Origin of the sequence: Microbacterium mitrae (genome assembly GCF_008017445.1) — a bacterium.
In the GTDB taxonomy this organism is placed as follows: Bacteria; Actinomycetota; Actinomycetes; order Actinomycetales; family Microbacteriaceae; genus Microbacterium; species Microbacterium mitrae.
On the sequence record NZ_VRSW01000002.1, the window covers coordinates 421,328 to 442,056 of the forward strand.

A 20,729-nucleotide genomic window follows, 5' to 3' on the forward strand; every position below is an offset into this window, starting at 1 on the left:
TGGACGCTGCGGCTCGCAAGGCCCGCGCTGGGCGATTGTGAAGAGTGTCTAGGCGCGGCGGTGAATCGCGGCCTCGGCGAGGCGCGCGAGGTCTTCACGCGCGCCTTCCTGCAGTGGCGCGGTGGCGAGCACACCCAGTGCTGCGGTGGCGTTTTCTTCAATGATGCTCTCGACCCGATCGAGCGCTCCGGAGGTCTGCATCTCCTGCTGAATGTGATGCACCTCGTCGGTCGACAAATCCCGATCACCGAGCGCCTCGTCAAACCGGTCTTTGGCGTCGGGGGAGAGCCGCTCGCGCGTGTACGCGACCAGGATAGTGCGCTTGCCCTCGCGAATGTCGTCGCCCGCCGGCTTACCGGTTTCGGCGGTGTCGCCGAAAACGCCCAACACGTCATCACGCAGTTGGAAGGCGATGCCGATGTGGTGGCCGAATTCACGAAGGCTTGAGCGCTGATCTTCCGTCGCGCCCGCAAGAGCTGCGCCAATGATGAGTGGCTGTTCCACGCTGTAGCGCGCCGATTTCAGCGAGGCGATTTCGAGCGCGCGGTCGGCGTGTTCCGCCTCGGGCTGCGTCACCCACGCCGACTCCTGGGCGACATCGAGAAACTGTCCGAGGGTCACGTCTCGCCGCATGCGTCCGTACTCGGCGCGCACCAGGGGCGCGTGCAGATGGCCCGCGACGGCTTCTTCGAGAAGGTCATCGCTCCATGCGACCAGGAGATCGCCGAGCAGAATGGCGCCGGAGACACCGAAATCTTCACTGCTTCCGCTCCAGCCAGCGTCGCGGTGAGCGATTTCCAATGCGCGGTGAGCGGCGGGGCGCCCCCGCCGGGTATCGGAATGGTCGATGAGATCGTCATGCACGAGAGCCGCGGCTTGAAAAATCTCCAGCGAGCTCGCGACCGCTATCGCTTCTTCTGCGTACGGCTCGCCACCCGCGGCGACCCAACCGGTGTGGCAAAACTGGGCACGAAGCCGCTTGCCACCGGTCAAAGTCATGGCCGCGGCATCGAATAGTTGGCGTGCAATCGGGCCGGTGCTCGCCGCAACATCACGTTGATCGGCGACGAATCTACCGAGTCGCTGAGAAACTTCTTCCATAACGTGCATCGGGTCGCTCACGAGGCCTAGCCTAGTGTTGATCCTCCGGGATAAACTGGGGTGAACTCGATATCGACCAAGGGGGGCCGCATGCCACTCTCAGAACAAGAGCAGCGAATGCTCGATGAGATGGAGCGCAATCTGCTGCGCACAGACGCAGACGTTGTGAGCGCGACGCCCACGGGTGCGCCCCTGAACTATCGCAACCTGGTGCTTGGCGCGGTTTTCGTGGTCATCGGCCTCGGCGCGATGGTTGCGGGCGTTGCGATGTTCCAGAGCCTGGGCTCTTCGCAGTTCATCGGCATCATTGTCGGCCTCGCCGGATTCGCGCTGATGTTCTTTGGCGTGGTCTTCGCGGTGCGTCCCTCGGCGAAGACTGAGATTCCCGCCCACCTCGACGACTCGTTCGCCAGCGCGCCCAGCGCAGCTCGTGGTTCCGCTCCTCGCCCCAACACCAAGCAGTCCGGCTTCATGGATCGCATGAACGACCGCTGGGATCGCCGACAGAACCCCTCCGACTAAGACTTTCGTCTAAAACCCCGCACCGAACTGGTGCGGGGTTTTTTCGTGCGCTCACGGCGGGGGCTTTTCGTGCCGCCATCGCTCGTGGCGAGGTTGTGGTGGTTCCTCCACTTTCCTCCCGCGTTTTTCGAGAGCCTGCGGAGACGCCGGGTTGGCCCGCGCGTCGCGCCGTCCACCGGCTTCCGCCGGCGTCGAACCCGCGGCTCGCAGGTTCCGCGACGCTCGCAGCACGCACTGCGCGACGGTTGTGCAGGAAAAATTTCTGCGATGCCCCGTTTTTCCGCTGTTTTTGGTTCGCTCCGGCATGTTTTTCCTGCAGAACCGTGGGAGAGCGGTGAAGGACCCGCCACTAGCGGTCGCGGGACGGAACCACGGTGCGGTCGCGGGGCGGAACCAGGGTGCTGTCGCGGGACGGAACCACGTTGCGGTCGCGAGGGAAGCAGCGGAACCATGGCGCGCCATTTCCCTCCACCGGAATCTTCCGCGTCATTACGCGGATCTCCACCGGTCGAATTGTATTTCGGGCGAGTTTTCGTAGACGAAGTGGGGGGAAGTGGAGTAAAGTGGGGCGCATACCGAACCGAGGCCGACGGGAAGGGGGGTGAAAGGCCGATGTTGCTGGGTACCCACTCACCGAAGCTCGATGACAAAGGTCGCGTCATTCTTCCCGCGAAGTTTCGCGAAGACCTCGCCGGGGGCGTCGTCATCACCCGCGGTCAAGAACGGTGCCTGTATGTGTTCTCGAACGCGGAGTTCGAGTCGGTGCACGAGCGCATTCGCCAAGCGCCCCTCAGCAACAAGCAGGCTCGCGACTTTCTGCGCATGTTCCTCTCCGGCGCTAGCGCCGAAATGCCCGACAGCCAGAACCGCATCACGATTCCGCCGGCGCTTCGCCAGTACGCCGGTCTCGAAAAAGAACTCGTCGTCACTGGCGTCGGCGCTCACGCCGAAATCTGGAACGCCGATGCCTGGAACAACTACCTGGCCGGAAACGAAGAAGCCTACGCAGAGATGGAGCAGGAGGTGATTCCTGGTCTGTTCTAGCCCTGCGCTGTGACTCCTCGCCGCGCGCCCTGACTTCACTTCCCCGATGGCAGGTCACGCGGAGGGGCATCAGAGCACAGGGAGACCCGAAACTCATGAACCCGAACGAAATTCACACCCCAGTCATGCTCGAGCGTTGCGTCGAGCTCCTGCAGCCAGCGATCTCTCGCCCCGGCGCGGTCTTCGTCGACGCCACCCTCGGCATGGGCGGTCACTCCGAGGCCATTCTGGACCGCTTCGACGGCCTCACCCTGATTGGGCTTGACCGCGACACCGATGCCCTGCGAATTGCGGGGGAGCGGCTCGCGCGCTTTGGCGACCGGTTCCGCCCCGTGCACACGGTGTACGACGGCATCGCCGATGCGGTCGATGGTGAAGGCTTTTCGCAGATTGACGGCGTGCTGTTCGATCTGGGTGTGTCGTCGCTGCAGCTCGATATGGCGGAACGAGGTTTTGCGTACGCGAAGGATGCACCGCTGGACATGCGGATGGATCAGACGCAGGGCGTGAGGGCGGCTGACATTCTGGCGACGTACTCCGAGGGCCAACTGCGACGGATCTTCGAGGTGTACGGCGAAGAGAAGCTTGCCGGCCGCTACGCTCGCGCAATCCTCAGCGCCCGCGAGGTGGCGCCAATTGAGACCTCGAGCCAACTGGTGTCAATCCTCACCGATGCGACACCGGGCGCGCTGCTCAGCGCGGGGCACCCGGCCAAGCGCGTCTTTCAGGCGCTGCGCATCGAGGTCAACGCCGAACTTGCCGCCGTCGAGGCGGCGATTCCGGCGGCGATGAGCCTGCTGAACGTCGGCGGGCGCATCGTCGTGATGTCGTACCAGTCGCTCGAAGACCGCTTCGTCAAGCGGGCCTTCGCTGCCGCGAGTTCGTCCACCGGCCCGAAGGGCCTTCCGGTGGAACTCGAAGAGTTTGCTCCGCGGTTCCGTCTGGTGACCAAGGGCGCCGAGCTCGCCGATGAGGCCGAGCGTCAGCGCAACCCACGATCTATTCCGGTCCGCACGCGTGCGGCTGAGCGTGTGAGGGAGGCACGATGAGCCTGGCAGAAGCGGTCACCGTACCCATTCCGCGCCCCGAGCGTCACGCAACGGCAACGGCAACGGCAACGGCAACGGCGCTCCCTTCGGTCGCGCCCGTCGCTCCCGCGCCGCACAAGCGTGAGCGTCACCTGCGCCCCGTCACCTCTCCCGCCAAGGCGCGCAAGCCACGCGTCGCCTACGCGATGGTTGCACTGATCGGAGCCGTGCTGATTGGTGCTGCACAGATGGGTCTGTCGCTTGCGACCACGGCGACGACCTACGAAATTCGCGAGTTGCAGTCGCAGCAGCGAGACCTCACCGTGCAGTCGCAACTTCTCAATGAAGAACTCGCCGGTCTGTCGTCGCCTCAGTACCTTGCCGCCAACGCTGCCGCTGCCGGAATGGTGATTGGTGCGTCGCCCACCTACCTTCGCCTCAGCGACGGTGCCGTCGTCGGAACGGGCGAGGTTGCGACGAATTCGACGGTCGACGTGCTGCGCACCCCGGCCGTTCCCAATGCGCTCATTGCCAACACGCCGCTTGCGACCGCACCGGGGAGCACAATCGGTGGTGCAATTCCTGTAGCGCCTCAAGCAGAGGCGACAGACAACCTGACGGCGACCGCGCCGGTTGCCGAGGCTCCGCAGTTACCGCCGGTGATCTCAGACGGAATTCCCACCCCCGAAACGCGCTAAAGAATCGGAGCTCAGATGACCACGCGAGCTACCCGCACGCCTCGCCGGCGCACTTCGGTGGCTCTGCTGCTGATCTTTGCGATTATCGCCGCCTTCACCATTCGTCTGATCGACATTCAGGTGGTCAAGGCCGACGAGTACACGGATGCGTTCCGCAATGCGCGACTGGCGCAGGGATCGGTGCTCTACGGAACCCGGGGAGAGATCGTCGACATGGACGGCGCCGTGCTTGCGTCGACCTCGGTCGAGTACGAGACCATGCTTGATCCGTCGATCGTGAAGGACTATGAGGTCTATTACGGCGACGACAAAGAACCCACGATCGTCACGTGGGAGATGGCACGCGCCAAGATCGCCGCAGCCACAGATATGACGGAAGCCGAGGTTCAGACGGCGTTGGAGAACGCCCCGAGCCCTCAGTGGGCTCCCGTGAAGAGCGGGCTGACCACGCAGCAGTATCTCGACTTGCGTGCGATCGGTGTGCCATACATCGCTTCGGTTCCGACCGAGAAGCGGGTATACCAAAACGGTGCTGTCGGCGGCAACATCATCGGCTTCACCGGCTCTGATGGCGCACCGCTGGCCGGCATTGAGTTGATGGAAGACGCGTGTCTGTCGGCAACGAACGGCGCGACGACCTACGAGGTCGGTGGTAGCGGCGAAATCATTCCCGGTTCGCTCGAAACCAAGCCTGCCGTCGACGGTGGCACGGTTCAGCTGACCCTTGACGCTGACCTGCAGTGGTACATGCAGCAAATGATCACCGAAGAGGTGGGCATTCAGGGGGCAAAGTACGGCTCTGTGCTTGTGGTGGAATCTAAGACCGGCAAGATCCGGGCGGCCGCCGAATATGACACCGTCGACTCGAACAACGCGGTCGGCGCGTCCGGTACCTCCAAACTCTTCAACGACCAGAAGGAGCCCGGCTCGACATTCAAGGCCGTCACAGCTGCGATGATCATGCAGGAGCGCGTGGCCACCCCGATGACGTCGGTGTGGGCGAGCGGCTACGAAACGTTTGAGAACGGCGCAGCCGTCGGCGATGCGTTCAGCCACGAAAGCTATCACTACACGCTCGCGGGTGCGCTTATTGACTCCTCAAACGTCGCGGTCAGCAAGTTCGGAACCATGCTGTCGCCCGAGAAGCGCTACGAGTGGCTGCAGAAGTTCGGCATCGGCGAAACCACCAACGTCAACTTTCTTGGCGAGTCGGTTGGCGTTCTCCACCCGGCCGAGAACTGGGATAACCAGACGATCTACGCCTCAACGTTCGGCCAATCCTTTACCGTCACGGCGCCGCAGGTGGCGAGCGCGTACCAAATCTTCGCGAACGGCGGCGTCAAGCAGCCGTTGCAATTGGTGGAGTCGTGCACCGGGGCCGACGGAACGGTCGTGAAGCCTGACGTTCCTGAGCCCGAGCGCATTCTCGATGAAGACGTGGCGGCTGACATGTCGCTCATGATCGAAAACGTGGCAGAGCAGGGCGGTGTCGCCGACCTGATTCGCGTACCCGGCTACCGCATCGCGGCTAAGACCGGAACCGCGCAGACCTACGACCCCGCAACCGGCGGCTACAAGGCAAACGTTTACGACACCTCGATCGTCGGATTCGCGCCGGCCGACGACCCCGAGTACGTCGTCATGATCTCCCTCGAAGAGCCGACTAGGGTAACCTCGTCTACGGCTACAGCACCGGCCTTTCAGAAGGCCATGACCCAGGTTCTGAAGAACTACCGCGTTATGCCGTCCGAGTCGCCGCTCCCCGAACTTCTGCCGAAGTTCGCCGAGTAGGGCGCACCTGCCCGGAGAATCTCACATGATTACCCTCACTCTCGCCGAGGTTGCAACGATCGTCGGCGGAACACTTCACGTGCGTCGTGACGAGTCCGCCGAGACCGTTGTCTCCGGCGTCGTTGATACCGACTCTCGTAACATGCAGCCCGGCGGCATCTTCGTCGCCAAGCCAGGGGATACCACCGACGGCCACCGCTTTGTCGGTGCCGCGGTCGCCAATGGCGCCACCCTCGCCCTCGTCGAACACCTGGTTGACGAAGACATCACGCAGATCGTGGTGGCCGATGTCGTCATGGCTATCGCCGACCTCGCGCGCGAGGTGGTCGCTCGCGTTCGCGCGCACGGAACCCTCAAGATCGTTGGCATCACCGGCTCCAACGGCAAGACCACCACGAAGAACATGCTGGCTCGCATTCTGCAGGATGAGGGCGAGACCGTCGCTCCGATTGCTTCGTACAACAACGAGGTTGGCGCGCCCCTCACCATGCTTCGCGTCACCGACACCACGAAGTACCTGGTCTCTGAATTCGGAGCCTCGGGTCCCGGAGAGATTGCCCGCCTGGCCGGCCTGGTGAATCCTGACGTGAGCGTCGAGCTCATGGTCGGCATGGCTCACGCCGGCGGCTTTGGCGGCATCGAGGCCACGGTGAAAGCTAAGACCGAGCTGGTGCACGCGCTGGCGCCAGGCGGAACCGCGGTGCTGAACGCCGATGACCCGCGCGTTGCGGGCATGGCGCCGGTGGCCGAGGCGCAGGGTAACGACGTGGTGTGGTTTGGCCATGCCCCGACCGCAGATGTGCGGGCCAGCGACGTAACGGTCACGGCCAGCGGAACCACGAGCGAAGTCCTCGTCGATGGCGCGACAATTCCGATGAACCTCAAGGTGCTGGGCGCCCACCACGTCATGAACGCTCTGGCTGCCATCACGGCCGCCCGCGTGCTCGGCATCGAGCCTGCGACGTCAATTGCCCGCCTCGAAACCATGGATTTGGCCGAACGCTGGCGCATGCAGGTGCTCGGCAACGACCGGGTCACCATCATCAACGACGCCTACAATGCAAGCCCGGATTCCATGGCCGCGGCGCTTCGTACCCTGGCGCAAATCACCGAACCGCACGAGCGCACCGTTGCCGTGTTGGGCGCGATGAGCGAACTGGGTGAGTTTGACGGTGAAGAACATGACCGAATCGGTCTGTTGGCCGTGCGGCTGCGCATTCAGCGCATTGTGGTGGTCGGCTCGGCCGCTCGTCGCCTGTTCATCTCAGCCATTGGTGAGGGGTCGTGGGACGGCGAACCGGTGTTCTTCGACGACGCCGATGCAGCCTTTGAGTACCTGAAAGGCGAGCTCCGTGACGGCGACCGCGTGCTCGTGAAATCGTCGAATGCCGCCGGTCTCCGCTTTCTGGGCGATCGTCTGGGAGGATTGTTCTCGTGAGATCACTCCTTTCGGCAGCCGTCATCGCGTTTGCCTTCACCCTGTTCCTCACCCCGGTCTTTCTGAAGTTCTTCCGAAAGTGGGGCTGGGGCCAGGTCATTCGCACGCCCGAAAGCGCCAACAACCCCAAGCACGGCGCAAAACGCGGCACCCCGACCATGGGTGGCGTGATCTTCATCCTGGGCACCCTCGTCGGCTACCTCATCGGTACCTACACCGGCAACAACCCGCCAACAATCTCGGGCCTGTTGGTGTTGTGGCTCATGGTCGGATTCGGCATCGTCGGCTTTATTGACGACTACATGAAGGTCAGCAAGCAAAATAGCCTCGGCCTCAGCGGCTGGCGCAAAATTATCGGCCAGCTCCTGGTGATGGTTCCGTTTGGCATCCTCTCGCTTAACTTTCCCAACGAATACAACGTCACCCCTGCCAGTGATTCGATCTCGCTGTTTCGCGATATCGCCGTCCTGAGCTTCATGCCACTCGGTTTCGTGCTCGGTTGGCTGCTGTACCTGGCGTGGATCTCGCTCATTGGCGTCGCCACCTCCAACGCCACCAACCTCACCGATGGCCTCGATGGTCTTGCGGCTGGTTCCGGAGTCTTCGTTATCGGCACCTACAGCCTCATCGCGTTCTGGCAGTTCAACCAGCGGTGCGAGGTTGCTCCTGAAGAGCTCATCGCCGGCTGCTACGGCAACATTCGCGATCCGCTTGACCTTGCCATTGTCAGCGCCGCCTTCGTGGGCTCGCTCGTCGGTTTCTTGTGGTGGAACGCGCCCAAGGCGAAGGTCTTCATGGGCGACACCGGTTCGCTCGCGATCGGTGGTGTGCTGACCGCCATGGCGATCCTCACTCACACCGAACTGCTGCTGGTCGTTATCGGCTTCGTCTTCTTGATGGGGCCGGGCTCGGTAATTCTGCAGCGCTACTACTTCAAGATCACCAAGGGCAAGCGCCTCTTTCTCAATAGCCCGTTCCACCACCACCTCGAAATGCGTGGCTGGCCGGAACCGACGATCGTCGTGCGCATGTGGATCATCGCGGGCGCGTGCGCGGTCACCGGAATGGGTCTCTTCTACGTGGAATGGCTATCTCGCACATGAACCTCGATCACCTCACCAGCTGGTACTCCGACTGGAAGGGACTGCGCGTCGCCGTTCTCGGGTTGTCGTCAACGGGGTTCTCCGTGGCAGACACGCTCGCTGAGCTCGGCTCGACCGTGACGGTCTTCACGGAGGGATCGAGCGAAGAGTACGCGCGACTGCTTCCGGTGATCGGCGTCGATCTGGTTGAGAAGTCGTTGCAAGAGGTGCCAGACGAGCTGCTCACTTTCGCGCCAGACGTTGTGATCGCCTCGCCCGGTTTTGCCCCGCACCACCCGCTGATTCAGTGGGTACAGCAGCAGGGCATTGCGCTGTGGGGCGATATCGAGCTGGGTTGGCGCGTGCGTGACAAGGTCGTGCGTGCCGACGGAACGCCGGCGGAGTGGGTGCTGGTCACCGGAACCAATGGCAAGACCACGACAACGCGGCTGGCAGCATCCATGCTGGTTGCGGGCGGGCAGAAGGCCGCTCCGTGCGGAAACATTGGTGTTCCGATTCTCGACGCGGTGCGCGACCCCGAGGGGTTTGACGCTCTCGTTGTCGAACTTTCCAGCCACCAGCTGTGGTACCTCGGGCTTGCCACGCCAGCCGGGCAACCGGTTCCGGCCGCCAGCGTGTGCCTGAACCTGGCCGACGACCATCTGGTGTGGCACGGCTCGTTCGAGGCCTACCGCGATGCGAAGGCCCTGGTCTACCGCAACACCAAGTTCTCCTGCGTCTACAACAAGGCCGACCTCGCCACTCGCGACATGGTTGAAGAAGCCGAAGTTATCGAGGGCGCGCGAGCCATTGGGTTCGATCTGGGTGTTCCTGGTCCGAGTGATTTTGGCGTCGTTGACGGCCTGCTGGTCGATCGAGCCTTCTTGGATGACCGGCGCAACGCCGCTCTAGAAATCATCGAACTGTCGGAGCTCGCGCAACGTAACCTTGCCGCCCCGCACATTGTTGCCAATATTCTGGCGGCCGCAGCACTCAGCCGCACTCTCGGAATCACGCCGGAAGACGTGAACCTGGCGCTGCAAACGTTCCAGCTCGACCCGCACCGCATTGAACTGGTCGCACAGGTGGGCGGTGTGGCCTGGGTCGATGACTCCAAGGCCACCAACCCGCACGCCGCGGCTTCATCGTTGCGCGCATTCCCTGGTTCCGTCTGGGTTGTCGGCGGTCAACTCAAGGGGGTCGACATCTCTGATCTCGTTGCCTCGCGGGGCGTCAAGGCTCGTGCAGCGATCATTATCGGCACCGAGCGCGGTGCCGTGGTCGAGGCGTTCGCACGACACGCCCCCAATGTGCCCGTGTTCGAAGCGGTGGCAACCGAAACTGAAGAGGTCATGGACGCGGTGGTGCGCATTGCTGCCGAGATCGTGACAGACGGGGATGTGGTCTTGTTGGCGCCGGCAGCGGCTTCATTTGACCAGTTCACCGGATACGACGACCGCGGCGACCGCTTCGCACGGGCCGTGCGCGATTGGGCAGAGAAGGAGTCAGGCGATGACCAGCAACACGACGTCGCCGACCCTGAACTCTAACGACGACGAGGGCGGCGAGCGCGGTCAGGCCGCGCGCGTCTTTCTCGGCCTGAAGATCAAGCCCGTCCCTGCGGAGTTCTTGCTCATCGCCTCGGCGGCGTTATTGCTCACGATTTTCGGGCTCGTGATGGTGCTATCGGCATCGAGCGCTTCACCGACCGGGCCGTTTGACACGTTCATGAAGCAGGGCATTTTTGCCCTCATCGGCGTTCCGCTGATGTTCGTGCTTAGCCGTTTTCCGATGACCTTCTTCAAGAAGATGGCGTGGCCCATTCTTGCCCTGGCATTGGCACTGCAATCGCTGATCCACTCGCCTCTTGGTGTCAGAAATGACGGAAACACCGCCTGGATTCAGGTTGGCGGCTTTCAGTTGCAACCTGCCGAATTCTTGAAGATCGCGACGGCCATTTGGGTTGGCTACGTGCTCTACCGCAAGCAATCATTGTTGGGCATGTGGCGGCACGTATTCATCCCGCTCGTTCCCGTCTCCGCGCTTATTCTCGGCGCCGTCCTCAGTGGCGAGGACCTTGGTTCCACCATGATCCTGCTCATGATCATTCTCTCCGGACTGTTCTTCTCCGGCGTGCGGTTGCGGGTCTTCATCCTTCCGCTCGTGCTCGGCGCCATTGGCGTGGCGGTGGCCGCTATTTTGAGCCCGAACCGCGTCGGGCGCATTCTCACCGTCTTCAGCGATTGCTCCAGCGCAGCGGAGTATGACGCCGCCTGTTACCAGCCCATGCACGGGGTGTGGGGGCTTGCGAGCGGCGGCATCTTTGGCCTCGGGCTCGGCAACTCCAAGATGAAGTACGAGTGGCTACCGGCCGCACAAAACGACTACATTTTCGCGATCGTCGGCGAAGAGCTCGGCCTCATCGGCTGCCTCGTCGTGCTGGCCCTGTTTGCAACGTTCGCCGTTGGTGCGTTCCGCATTGTGCGCCGCACGCCCGACCCCTTCGTGCGCATCGTCTCCGGTTCCATCGCCGTCTGGATCGTCGGCCAGGCCCTCATCAACATCGGCGTCGTGTTGCGCCTCTTCCCGCCGCTGGGCGTGCCATTGCCATTCATGTCGCAGGGCGGAACCTCGCTGCTGAGTGTGCTGATCGCCTGCGGAGTGCTGCTGTCGTTTACCCGCACGCTGCCGGAGCTTCCGGCCAGCGCGCTCACCGCTCCCATGGCGCCGCGGCGCTTGACCGGTCACGCCTGAGAGGTCAGTTCAGCCGGGTGTGGCAGGATTTCTAGGTGACAACCTACTTGCTTGCCGGCGGCGGAACCGCTGGCCACGTCAACCCGCTCCTTGCCGTTGCCGACGGATTGCGGGAGCGCGATGAGACCGCACACGTTTTGGTTCTCGGCACCAAGGAGGGCCTCGAAGCTCGCCTCGTGCCGCAGCGCGGCTATGAGCTGTTGATCGTTGACAAGGTGCCTTTTCCGCGCCGCCCCAACAAAGCCGCCCTCATGTTCCCCTCCCGCTTCCGTCGCGCGATTGCGCAGGTGCGTGACCACATTCGTGCGCATCACGTCGATGTCGTCGTCGGTTTCGGCGGCTACGCGTCGGCCCCCGCCTATGTCGCGGCGCGCAAAGAAGATGTTCCGTTCATCGTTCACGAAGCCAACGCTCGACCGGGCCTCGCCAACGTGCTGGGTGCGCGCCGTGCCGCTGGCATCGGTGTGGCGTTCGCCGGAACCCCGTTGAAGGGCTCAGAAGTGGTCGGCATGCCGCTGCGCAAGGAGGTTGTCGAACTCGACCGCGCCGCTCGCCGCGCCGAGGCCGCAGAGTTCTTTGGGCTCGACGCTGCCAAGCCGACGCTCCTGGTTTTCGGCGGGAGCCTCGGCGCCCAACGCCTCAACGAAGCTCTCGAAGGCTCGTGGGAAGACATTCTCGCCACCGGGTGGCAGCTGATTCACATCACGGGGGAGAAGTCCGAGTACGCCGACCCGGACGCGCCTGGCTACGTCGTTCGCCGATATGTAGACCGCATGGACTTGGCGTTCGCGATCGCCGATATGGTGGTGTCGCGCTCGGGAGCTGCGACCGTCAGTGAGATCAGTGCCCTGGGCCTGCCCGCCATCTATGTGCCCTACGCCGTCGGCAACGGTGAGCAGCGCCTCAACGCGGCGTCGGCCGTTGAAGCGGGGGCGGCTCTCATCATCGACAACGCCGACTTCACGGCCGATACGGTTCGCGATGAGGTTGTGCCGCTGCTTCGGGACGACGAACGCCGCCGCGGTATGGAACACGCAGCGCTCAGCGTCGGTATTCGCACCGGCACCGAAAACGTCATCACGATGATCGACGAGGCGCTCGTCCGCTAACCCTCACCGGCGAGGCGTCTGAGTCGAATGCTTTCGCTGCGGCGGTTCGTCTCGATGCGCTTGCTCAACGGGCAGGTGGCGCGGAGGATTTCAGGGCGCGCGTGACGAGGTCGATGGCCACCTCGTCACTCACGTGGAGGGAGCGCGCCACGGCGACGAACGCCGCGGCAGCATGCTGTACCGCTTGCTCAGTGGCATCGCCGTGGGCTGACACAAAGGTGCCCTGGCGGCCGCGCGTGGTGACCACCCCGGCCTCTTCCAGCTCGCGATAGGTGCGCGCCACGGTTCCGGCGGCCGTGCCCAGCTCATCCGCCAGCGCCCGCACCGTCGGCAACCGCGTATCAACCGCGAGGCTGCCTGCGGCAATCGCCTCAATGATCTGCGAGCGCAGCTGCTCGTAGGGGGCAACGGTGCTGGAGCGATCGATCTGAAACATGGCGCCACGGTACCAGCCACGGGTCACAGCCGATGCCGGGCGTGCCGAGGAACACACCGGCGGTGTGGCACCTACACTTGAGAGGTCATGATTCGACCCGATTTGAGCCTCCCCATTCCCGACACGATCGATGCCGCGCACTTTATCGGCATCGGTGGCTCGGGCATGAGCGGATTGGCGCGCATGTTTCTTGCCCGCGGCATTCGTGTCTCCGGATCAGACCGGGCAGACAGCCCCGGTCTGCGCGAACTGGAGGCGCTAGGCGCGACGGTCTACGTCGGCCACGACGCCGAGAACCTGGCCGACGTCGACACGGTGATTCACACCGGCGCTATCTGGCCAGAAAACCCCGAGTTTGTCACGGCTAAGGCGCGTGGCCTGCACGTGATTCACCGGTCGCAGGCGCTGCACTGGCTGATCGGCGCGCGGCGTCTCGTTTCGGTCGCGGGTGCCCATGGCAAGACCACGTCGACCGGAATGATCGTCACGGGTCTGCGCGCCCTCGGCGATGACCCCACGTTCGTCAACGGTGGCGTGATCGCCTCACTCGGTGTCTCGAGTGCCCCCGGCAGCGACGAGCTGTTTGTCATCGAGGCCGACGAATCAGACGGCACCTTCTTGCTGTACGACACCTCGATCGCGCTCATCACCAACGTCGACCCGGATCACCTCGACCACTACGGTTCGCGCGACGCGTTTGACGCTGCTTTTGCCACCTTCGCCAATGAGGCTCGCGAGGCTGTCGTCATCTCGGCCGACGACCCGGGCGCGATCGCCGTTCGCCAGCGCATCACCCACCCCAACGTGATCACCTTCGGCCAGTCGGCTGACGCCGACGTACGCCTGCACGACGTTGAAAGCAATGCTTCGGGTGTCTCCTTCACCATCGCGCAGGGTGACCAGAGCGCCGCAACGCACCTGCCGGTTCCGGGCGTTCACAACGCCCTCAACGCCGCCGGCGCCGCCGCCGTGCTCGTCGCCCTTGGCCACGATCTGGCCTCGGCCGTCGCGTCGCTGGCGGAGTTTGGCGGAACCGCGCGCCGCTTCGAACTGCACGACACCGTTGCGGGCGTGAGCGTCTACGACGACTACGCCCACCACCCGACGGAGGTTGACGCCGCACTGGCGGCAGCCCGCACCGTCGTTGGCGCCGGCCGCATCATCGCGTTGCACCAACCGCACACCTACTCGCGTACACAGCTCATGCACCGTGAGTTCGCTGAGGTGCTCGAGAACCGAGCCGACCACACCATCGTGCTCGACGTGTACGGTGCGCGCGAAGACCCGGTCGAGGGGGTTACGGGCGAGCTCGTCTCCAACGATTTTGCCGACCCCAGCCATGTGCACTTCGTCGCCGACTGGCAGGCAGCCGCAGACTACGCCGCACAGGTGGCGCGAGAGGGCGACTTCATCGTGACCCTCGGTTGCGGCAACGTCAATTTGATCATCCCGCAGGTGCTTGAGGCGCTGGCCGCTCGTTCGAAGTAATTCATGCGTCGCCCTGATCCGCTGCCACAACGACCTCGCGTCGAGGCGCCCGTCGAGCCCGTCATCGACCCCGTCGAGGTCATCGCCGATGAGCCTGTCGCGATCGAAGACGCGCTTTCGGATGAGGGTGAATTATCGGTGCCCGAGGCTGACGCGTTCTCGGATTTCGCGAGCGTCGATGAGATCGACACGGCCGTCATCACGCCGCTTCGACGCGGCCGCGGTGAGGCGAGCGGCGGAGCGTCGGAAGACCCGATCGTTGCGGCATCGCAACAGGCGGGCTCCACCGACGACGGCGCGCCCGACGCAGATGCGGAACCAGACGGCGCCACCGCTGTCGGGTGGCGGGATGTGTGGCGCGCGGCGCGAGCCAAACGCAAGGCGCTCAGGCGGGAGGTGCGCCGGTTTACCGGTCGTGCGCGCCGGCGCCGGTTGGTGTGGATTGTCTCGCTGAGCGCCCTCGCGGCCGTCATCGTTGGCTCCTTCGTCGTTGCCTACTCGCCGCTGTTTGCGGTGCAGAAGATTACGATCGCCGGAACCACGTCACTCGATCCGGCTGCGGTAACGGATGCGCTGTCCGATCAGATCGGCACGCCGCTTGCGCTCGTGAGCGACAGCGCGATCAAGGCCGCACTGGTGACCTTTCCCGCGGTTGAGACCTACACCGTGCAGGCGCGCCCGCCGCACGAGCTTGTTGTCACCATCGTGGAGCGCACACCGGTGGGAGTCGTTCAGACGGACGCCGGGTACTCCCTCGTGGACGCGGCAGGCGTGGTGCTCTCGACCACGCCGGAGCCGCCCGCGGGTTATCCCGCGTTTGAGGTTGCCGGCGGGCTGGGGGAGCGCACCTTCCTCTCGGCGGGCATGGTCATGCTGTCTATTCCGGCGAGCATTCGTACCTCCGTTGTGAAGGTGACCGCGACCACCCCGGCTGACGTCACCCTGACGCTCGCGCCAACCGGAACTCAGATTATTTGGGGCAACGCCGACGACTCACAGATCAAGGCCGCGACGCTGGAAAAGGCCATGCTCGCTCGTCCGATCGACACCGTTTCTGTCTACGATGTGTCGTCGCCGACGGCAATTGTGATGCGCTGACGAAATTCTCGGGCCCAAGTCGCGACATGCGCGCGTGTCGCCGCGATTCGGGCCGATTCGGGCCGTACCTTCAATCAAGAGAAATGCATACCCGGAAATTCTTTAACCTTCTACTCGAAGGTGAAGGTTGAACCAGGTTCTAGACACGGAGGCCGGCATGAGCCAGAACCAGAACTACCTCGCCGTCATCAAGGTGGTCGGCGTCGGCGGTGGCGGCGTGAACGCTGTCAACCGCATGATCGAGCTCGGCCTTCGTGGCGTTGAGTTCATCGCGATCAACACGGATGCGCAGGCACTGCTGATGAGCGACGCTGACGTCAAGCTTGACGTCGGACGCGAGCTCACCCGTGGCCTGGGCGCCGGCGCAGACCCCGAGGTGGGTCGTCGCGCTGCCGAAGACCACGCCGAAGAGATCGAAGAGGCCCTGCGCGGTGCTGACATGGTCTTCGTTACGGCCGGCGAGGGCGGCGGAACCGGAACCGGTGGCGCCCCCGTTGTCGCGAAGATCGCGAAGTCGATTGGCGCCCTCACCATCGGTGTGGTCACCAAGCCGTTCTCCTTCGAGGGTCGTCGCCGTCAGAGCCAGGCCGAGGCGGGCGTTTCGCGACTGAAGGAAGAAGTCGACACGCTCATCGTGGTTCCCAACGACCGCCTGCTGGAGATCAGCGACCGCGGCATCTCCATGATCGAAGCCTTCGCTACGGCTGACCAGGTGCTGCTTGCCGGTGTGCAGGGCATCACCGATCTGATCACGACCCCGGGTCTGATCAACCTCGACTTTGCTGATGTGAAGAGCGTCATGCAGGGCGCCGGCTCCGCGCTCATGGGCATTGGTTCTGCTCGTGGTGCTGACCGCGCCATCAAGGCCGCAGAACTGGCCGTCGAATCGCCCCTGCTGGAGGCCTCCATCGAGGGCGCGCACGGTGTGCTGCTGTCGATTCAGGGTGGTTCCAACCTCGGTATCTTCGAAATCAACGACGCCGCGCAGCTCGTCAAGGAGGCCGCTCACCCCGAGGCCAACATCATCTTCGGTACCGTCATCGACGACACCCTGGGCGATGAGGTTCGTGTCACCGTTATCGCAGCCGGCTTTGACGGCGGCGAGCCGCAGGCACGTATCGAGCTGCCTGCCGTTGTGACGCGTCCGGCTGCGCCCGCAGTGGAACCATTGGTCGCCGCAGAGCAGGTCACCGAGACTGTCGCAAACGCACCGGAGGCACCCGCCGTGGTTCCGGCCAACATGCTGCCAGACGTCGGCGGTTTCGACTCGGCCTTTGACGAGGGCGATCTCGATATTCCGGACTTCCTCAAGCAGTAATGAGCGAACTTCGCACCCGCTTGGCGGAGGTTGATGATCTCATCGCCTCCGCCGCTCGGCGTTTTCAGCGCGATCCGGCGGAGATCACGCGCATCGTGGTGACGAAGTTCCACCCGCCCCAGCTGATCTCGGATCTTGCCGCCATTGGCGTGCACGATGTTGGCGAGAATCGGCAGCAGGAGCTCTCGCACAAACGCGTCGAACTCGCCGATCTCACCGATATGACCTGGCACTTCATCGGGCAAGCGCAGTCGAACAAAGCGCGACAAATTCGCGAAGCGGCCGATGTCGTTCACTCGGTTGACCGCGAGAAAATTGCGATCGCGCTCGATGCTGCCGCCGGCGAGACTGACCCGATTCTTGACGTGTTGTTGCAAGTCAACCTCACGGCAGACGCGGGGCGCGGCGGAGTCGAGCCGGGAGACATCGAAGGCTTGGCCGCCCGGATCGCCGCTCTGCCGACCTTGCGGCTTCGCGGCGTGATGGCGGTCGCACCGCTCGACGAAGACCCGGCTCCCGCGTTCGAGCGTCTGGCCGGATATTCGCAGCTCCTGCGTAGCGTGGTTCCGGACGCCAGCTGGATCTCCGCGGGCATGAGCCACGACTTCGCCGAGGCAATTGCACACGGCGCGACACACCTAAGAATTGGTTCCGCAATCACCGGAACCCGCCCCGCACGGGGATAACCTGCCTTACAGACGAGCACACAACGGAGGACGCGATGTCGAACCCGCTCAAGAAGACGATGGTGTATCTCGGCCTTGCCGACGAAGAAGCAACGTACACCGAACCGGCCGCTGAGGCGCCGGCAAAGACGCGCGGACGCGAGGTACGTGAGGTGCGCGAGGTCGAGCAGGCCGAGCCGCAGACGGCACCGGTAACACCGCTTCGCCGCCCTGCTGTCGTTCGCCAGCCGGTTGCCGGTGCGGTCAACGAAATTCTTACCGTTCACCCAAAGCAGTACCGTGATGCCCAAAACATCGCGGAGAGCTTCCGTGACGGCATCCCGGTCATCATGAACCTGTCGCAGATGTCTGACGCAGAAGCGCGTCGCCTGATCGACTTCGCCAGCGGTCTCGCGAGCGGCCTGTACGGCAAGATCGAGCGAGTCACCAGCAAGGTTTTCCTGCTTTCGCCGGAAAACATTGCGGTTTCGGGTGACGGCGGTATCGCGCACGCAGACGGCGACATCGCGCCGTTCGCGCAGCCGTAATCCGTGAACCTGGTTCAGATCGTCGCGGCGATCGTCAACTTCGCCATCTTGTTGTACATGATGGTGTTGTTTGCGCGATTCATCCTCGACCTGATTCCGATGTTTAATCGCGAGTGGCGGCCCACCGGATTGGGCCTCATTCTCGCGGAGTTTGTCTTTACGATTACCGACCCGCCGCTGAAGTTTGTGCGCAAACTGGTTAAGCCGATTCGCCTCGGCGCCGTGCAATTAGACCTGTCTTTCATGATCGTCATGATTGTTTGTCTATTTGCCTACAGGATTACGTTCGGCCTCGCGGCATAAGTTTTGCGCGGCTATGCTGAAACAGGCAGGGGGATCTTTCGTGATTCGTTGCTTTGATCCCGTACCGACGCAGTGAAGAAGGAGCCACCATGGCATTGACCCCGGATGACGTTGTCACCAAGCAGTTCCAGCACGTCCGGTTCAAGGAAGGTTTCGACCCCGATGAGGTCGACGACTTCCTGGACGAGATCGTCGTTGAATGGCGCAAGACCATTGAAGAAAACGTCGAGCTGAAGGCAAAGCTGGCCGCGCTTGAGTCCGGCGAAGCCGCAGCTCCGGCCCCCGTCGTCGAGCCCGTAGCGGCCGTTCCCGTCGTTGCTCCGGCTCCCGTTGTTCCGGCAGCTGACGCGAATGTTCCGACTCAGAGCGCAAGCATCATTGAGCTGGCCCAGCGCCTGCACGACGAGCACGTCGCCGAGGGTAAGGCTCAGCGTGACGTTCTTATCGCTGAGGCGCAGGAGCAGGCAACGCGCATCATTTCGGAGGCTGAGGCCACCGGCCGCGCCGAGAAGGAGCGCCTCGACAAGGAGCGCACCGCTCTTGAGGGTCGCATCTCGGAGCTGCGTCAGTTTGAGCGTGACTACCGTGCAAACCTGCGCAAGTACATTGAGGGTCAGCTGACCGACCTCGACCAGTCAAGCACCGCTTCTGGTTCGGCTCCGGTCTCGGCGATCGGTCTCTGAGTCACCTCTTGACCACTCGGCCCCAAATCTCACGGGCAGCGGCCGGCACCACCATCGCGATTTTTGCGATCCTGGTGCTGGCCGCTGACCAGTTCACAAAGTTCCTCGCCCTGCAAAATCTCGAGACCGAGGTTGCAACTCCGGTACTGGGCGATTTTCTCCAGTTCTACCTCACCTTCAACCCCGGCGCGGCGTTCTCGCTGGGAGAAGGCGTCACCTGGATCTTCACGATCGTGCTGGCCATTGCCGCACTCACCGTGATGGTGCTGGGTGTGACGCGCGTTCACTCCCTGCGGTGGGCTCTGGTGCTGGGAGCGCTGCTTGGCGGCGTCTCTGGCAACCTCACCGACCGTCTGTTCCGCGACCCAGGATTTCCGGTCGGCCACGTTGTCGACTTCATCTACACCCCGTGGATGATGCCCGCGATTTACAACGTCGCCGACATCTTCATCGTGTGCAGCATGGTGCTCGTCGCACTGCTGATTCTGCTTGGCGTCAACTTCGATGGCACGCGTGATAAGCCGGAACCTGCGGCTGAGACCGCGGTCGGCGAGCTCTCCGAGGCGGATCGGTACGAATCGCGAGGCGAGCGCCGCGCCCGCCTTGAAACCGAATCTGAGGCTTCTGAAGACAAGCCAGCCGCATCCGCATGAGCATGCAGTCGCAAAGCTTCACGATCGATGACGAGCTCGACGGGCGTCGCGTTGACGCGGCGCTTGCGAGCCTGCTCGACGTTTCGCGTACCTTTGCGGCAGAAATCGCCGAGGCTGGCGGCGTATTCGTCGACGGTCGGATGGTGTCAAAATCTGATCGCGTTCGCGCCGGCGCACGCCTCGACGCTGCGTGGACTCCCAAGCAAGAGCCCACCGTCATTCCGGTGCAGGTTCCGGAGCTCGGCATCATTTACGATGACGATCACATCGTGGTGGTAGACAAACCCGTGGGCGTTGCCGCTCACCCCTCGATGGGGTGGGAGGGGCCAACCGTGCTGGGCGCTCTCGCCGGCGCCGGCTACCGGATCGCGACCACCGGACCAGCCGAACGTCAAGGCATCGTTCACCGCCTCGATGCCGGCACCAGCGGTCTGATGGTCGTTGCGAAGTCGGAGCTCGCGTACGTTGCGTTGAAGGCAGCCTTCAAAGAGCGCACCGTCGAGAAGATTTATCACGCCGTGGTGCAGGGGTACATGGATCCTCTGAGCGGAACCATCGACGCGCCGATCGGCCGTCACCCGGCTCACTCGTGGAAGTTTGCCGTCACTCGCGACGGCAAGGACTCCGTGACGCACTACGAAACGCTGGAGGCGTTCGCCGGGGCCTCGCTGTTGGAGATTCACCTGGAGACGGGCCGTACCCATCAGATCCGGGTGCACATGTCTGCCATGCGCCACCCCTGCGTCGGTGACCCGCTCTATGGTTCCGACCCCACCCTCAATGAGAAGTTGGGGCTGCACCGCCAGTGGTTGCACGCGCACAAACTGGCGTTCACGCACCCCGCAACGGGGGAGTGGGTGCAGTTTGAGTCGCCGTATCCTGCCGATCTTCAGCACGCTTTGGACGTGCTGGAGGCGAGCTGATCGCCCTGCCAGGCGCCTCCATGTCGGCGGCCCCGGTAGGCTCGAAG

22 protein-coding genes are annotated in these 20,729 nt (G+C 63.5%); 19 read left to right on the forward strand and 3 right to left on the reverse strand.

Translation table 11 applies throughout. The annotated features are described in order from the left end of the window. Window positions 1-48: 48 nt before the first annotated feature. Window positions 49-1,122: a polyprenyl synthetase family protein gene (locus FVP60_RS08810; protein ID WP_246132535.1), complete on the reverse strand. Its 1,074-nt coding sequence runs from the start codon at window positions 1,120-1,122 to the stop codon at window positions 49-51. Between the two features lie 69 nt (window positions 1,123-1,191). On the opposite strand from FVP60_RS08810, the gene FVP60_RS08815 reads away from it, so the two are divergent. After that, window positions 1,192-1,623, forward strand: a complete 432-nt coding sequence (locus FVP60_RS08815; protein WP_147825887.1) for a DUF3040 domain-containing protein — start codon at window positions 1,192-1,194, stop codon at window positions 1,621-1,623. Between the two features lie 349 nt (window positions 1,624-1,972). Here FVP60_RS08815 and FVP60_RS13035 read toward each other — a convergent pair whose 3' ends face one another. Next, window positions 1,973-2,128, reverse strand: a complete 156-nt coding sequence (locus FVP60_RS13035) for a hypothetical protein (RefSeq protein ID WP_187240618.1) — start codon at window positions 2,126-2,128, stop codon at window positions 1,973-1,975. A gap of 107 nt (window positions 2,129-2,235) precedes the next feature. Between FVP60_RS13035 and mraZ the strand changes: the two genes are divergently transcribed. The 9 genes from mraZ to murG all read left to right on the forward strand — a co-directional run bounded on the left by mraZ (window position 2,236) and on the right by murG (window position 12,567). After that, the gene (mraZ, locus tag FVP60_RS08820; protein ID WP_147825888.1) at window positions 2,236-2,667 is read left to right on the forward strand and encodes a division/cell wall cluster transcriptional repressor MraZ; all 432 of its coding nucleotides are present in this window, start codon (window positions 2,236-2,238) and stop codon (window positions 2,665-2,667) included. A 95-nt stretch (window positions 2,668-2,762) separates the two neighbouring features. Continuing rightward, window positions 2,763-3,716 (forward strand): 16S rRNA (cytosine(1402)-N(4))-methyltransferase RsmH, encoded by a 954-nt coding sequence (gene rsmH / locus FVP60_RS08825; RefSeq protein ID WP_147825889.1) that lies wholly within the window; start codon window positions 2,763-2,765, stop codon window positions 3,714-3,716. Next, the gene (ftsL, locus tag FVP60_RS08830; RefSeq protein ID WP_246132536.1) at window positions 3,713-4,393 is read left to right on the forward strand and encodes a cell division protein FtsL; all 681 of its coding nucleotides are present in this window, start codon (window positions 3,713-3,715) and stop codon (window positions 4,391-4,393) included. The genes rsmH and ftsL overlap by 4 nt, the downstream gene beginning before the upstream one ends. Before the next feature lie 15 nt (window positions 4,394-4,408). Next, a complete protein-coding gene (locus FVP60_RS08835; protein ID WP_147825890.1) occupies window positions 4,409-6,184 on the forward strand; it encodes a peptidoglycan D,D-transpeptidase FtsI family protein in 1,776 nt (591 codons plus the stop codon). A gap of 25 nt (window positions 6,185-6,209) precedes the next feature. Next, window positions 6,210-7,622: a UDP-N-acetylmuramoyl-tripeptide--D-alanyl-D-alanine ligase gene (locus FVP60_RS08840; protein WP_147825891.1), complete on the forward strand. Its 1,413-nt coding sequence runs from the start codon at window positions 6,210-6,212 to the stop codon at window positions 7,620-7,622. Further along, window positions 7,619-8,725 carry a phospho-N-acetylmuramoyl-pentapeptide-transferase gene (gene mraY, locus FVP60_RS08845; protein WP_147825892.1) on the forward strand — a complete coding sequence of 369 codons (1,107 nt, stop codon included), beginning with the start codon at window positions 7,619-7,621 and terminating at the stop codon, window positions 8,723-8,725. The genes FVP60_RS08840 and mraY overlap by 4 nt, the downstream gene beginning before the upstream one ends. Further along, window positions 8,707-10,254: a UDP-N-acetylmuramoyl-L-alanine--D-glutamate ligase gene (murD, locus tag FVP60_RS08850; protein ID WP_147825893.1), complete on the forward strand. Its 1,548-nt coding sequence runs from the start codon at window positions 8,707-8,709 to the stop codon at window positions 10,252-10,254. The genes mraY and murD overlap by 19 nt, the downstream gene beginning before the upstream one ends. Beyond that, the gene (locus FVP60_RS08855) at window positions 10,217-11,458 is read left to right on the forward strand and encodes a peptidoglycan glycosyltransferase FtsW (RefSeq protein WP_147825894.1); all 1,242 of its coding nucleotides are present in this window, start codon (window positions 10,217-10,219) and stop codon (window positions 11,456-11,458) included. The genes murD and FVP60_RS08855 overlap by 38 nt, the downstream gene beginning before the upstream one ends. 35 nt (window positions 11,459-11,493) lie before the next feature. Then, the gene (murG, locus tag FVP60_RS08860) at window positions 11,494-12,567 is read left to right on the forward strand and encodes an undecaprenyldiphospho-muramoylpentapeptide beta-N-acetylglucosaminyltransferase (protein ID WP_147825895.1); all 1,074 of its coding nucleotides are present in this window, start codon (window positions 11,494-11,496) and stop codon (window positions 12,565-12,567) included. A 64-nt stretch (window positions 12,568-12,631) separates the two neighbouring features. On the opposite strand, the gene FVP60_RS08865 is transcribed toward murG, so the two are convergent. Next, window positions 12,632-13,003, reverse strand: a complete 372-nt coding sequence (locus FVP60_RS08865; protein ID WP_147825896.1) for a GntR family transcriptional regulator — start codon at window positions 13,001-13,003, stop codon at window positions 12,632-12,634. An 87-nt stretch (window positions 13,004-13,090) separates the two neighbouring features. Between FVP60_RS08865 and murC the strand changes: the two genes are divergently transcribed. The 9 genes from murC to FVP60_RS08910 all read left to right on the forward strand — a co-directional run bounded on the left by murC (window position 13,091) and on the right by FVP60_RS08910 (window position 20,682). Then, window positions 13,091-14,491, forward strand: a complete 1,401-nt coding sequence (murC, locus tag FVP60_RS08870; RefSeq protein ID WP_147825897.1) for a UDP-N-acetylmuramate--L-alanine ligase — start codon at window positions 13,091-13,093, stop codon at window positions 14,489-14,491. Between the two features lie 3 nt (window positions 14,492-14,494). After that, window positions 14,495-15,589 carry a cell division protein FtsQ/DivIB gene (locus FVP60_RS08875; protein ID WP_147825898.1) on the forward strand — a complete coding sequence of 365 codons (1,095 nt, stop codon included), beginning with the start codon at window positions 14,495-14,497 and terminating at the stop codon, window positions 15,587-15,589. A 157-nt stretch (window positions 15,590-15,746) separates the two neighbouring features. Next, window positions 15,747-16,907, forward strand: a complete 1,161-nt coding sequence (gene ftsZ / locus FVP60_RS08880) for a cell division protein FtsZ (protein WP_147825899.1) — start codon at window positions 15,747-15,749, stop codon at window positions 16,905-16,907. After that, entirely contained in the window at window positions 16,907-17,593 is a 687-nt protein-coding gene (locus FVP60_RS08885) for a YggS family pyridoxal phosphate-dependent enzyme (RefSeq protein ID WP_147825900.1), read from the forward strand. The genes ftsZ and FVP60_RS08885 overlap by 1 nt, the downstream gene beginning before the upstream one ends. Window positions 17,594-17,628: 35 nt before the next feature. Next, entirely contained in the window at window positions 17,629-18,120 is a 492-nt protein-coding gene (locus FVP60_RS08890; RefSeq protein ID WP_147825901.1) for a cell division protein SepF, read from the forward strand. Window positions 18,121-18,123: 3 nt separating this feature from the next. Continuing rightward, complete coding sequence (locus FVP60_RS08895) at window positions 18,124-18,423, forward strand: YggT family protein (protein WP_147825902.1); 300 nt, start codon at window positions 18,124-18,126, stop codon at window positions 18,421-18,423. Between the two features lie 89 nt (window positions 18,424-18,512). After that, window positions 18,513-19,106, forward strand: a complete 594-nt coding sequence (locus FVP60_RS08900; protein WP_147825903.1) for a DivIVA domain-containing protein — start codon at window positions 18,513-18,515, stop codon at window positions 19,104-19,106. Between the two features lie 8 nt (window positions 19,107-19,114). Continuing rightward, complete coding sequence (locus FVP60_RS08905) at window positions 19,115-19,759, forward strand: signal peptidase II (protein WP_246132537.1); 645 nt, start codon at window positions 19,115-19,117, stop codon at window positions 19,757-19,759. A 2-nt stretch (window positions 19,760-19,761) separates the two neighbouring features. Then, the gene (locus FVP60_RS08910) at window positions 19,762-20,682 is read left to right on the forward strand and encodes an RluA family pseudouridine synthase (RefSeq protein WP_147826025.1); all 921 of its coding nucleotides are present in this window, start codon (window positions 19,762-19,764) and stop codon (window positions 20,680-20,682) included. The last annotated feature ends 47 nt before the right edge of the window (window positions 20,683-20,729 follow it).